Raw genomic sequence first — 845 nt, 5'->3', positions numbered from 1 at the left:
CAATGATCGGCAGCGCGGTCAAAGAACCGGTTTTGACTTTCACTTCACCATTGGTGAACTGCTCAACATAATCTTCGTTTACCTTGGCAGCGCGCTCCAGCAGACGGGAGTGCAGGTAGAACACGTCACCAGGGTAAGCTTCACGGCCCGGCGGACGACGCAGCAGCAGGGAGATCTGGCGATATGCCCACGCTTGCTTGGTCAGATCATCATAAACGATCAGTGCATCTTCACCGCGGTCACGGAAATATTCGCCCATGGTGCAGCCGGCAAACGGTGCCAGGAACTGCATGGAAGCCGGATCAGAAGCGGAAGCGGCAACGATGATGGTGTTTTCCATCGCACCGTGCTCTTCCAGTTTGCGCACCACGTTGGCAATGGTGGACTGCTTCTGGCCGATGGCAACGTAGACACACTTAATGCCGGAGTCTTTCTGGTTGATGATCGCATCAACGGCAACGGCAGTCTTACCGATCTGGCGGTCACCAATGATCAGCTCACGCTGACCACGGCCGATTGGCACCATGGCATCGATAGACTTGTAACCGGTTTGCACTGGCTCGTTAACTTCACGACGCCAGATAACGCCAGGCGCTACCTTTTCAACCGCATCGGTCTGCTTGGCATCGACCGGGCCTTTGCCATCGATCGGGTTACCCAGAGCGTCAACCACACGGCCCAGCATTTCGGGGCCAGTGGGGACTTCCAGAATACGACCGGTACAACGGACTTTTTGACCTTCGGCCAGGCCCAGGTAATCACCCAGTACCACGGCGCCGACAGAGTCTTGCTCCAGGTTAAGGGCCATGCCGTAGATGCCGCCCTCAAACTCGATCATCTCGCCG

General features: G+C 56.7%; 1 protein-coding gene. It reads right to left on the bottom strand.

Translation table 11 applies throughout. The features are described 5' to 3' along the window. A partial coding sequence (atpA, locus tag A3730_RS08495) for a F0F1 ATP synthase subunit alpha (protein WP_063537917.1) occupies positions 1-845 on the bottom strand: 845 nt, incomplete at both ends.

The organism is Alcanivorax sp. HI0044 (genome assembly GCF_001634945.1).
The sequence above is the reverse complement of the archived record's forward strand: the minus strand, read 5'-3'. Positions and strand labels throughout refer to the sequence as shown.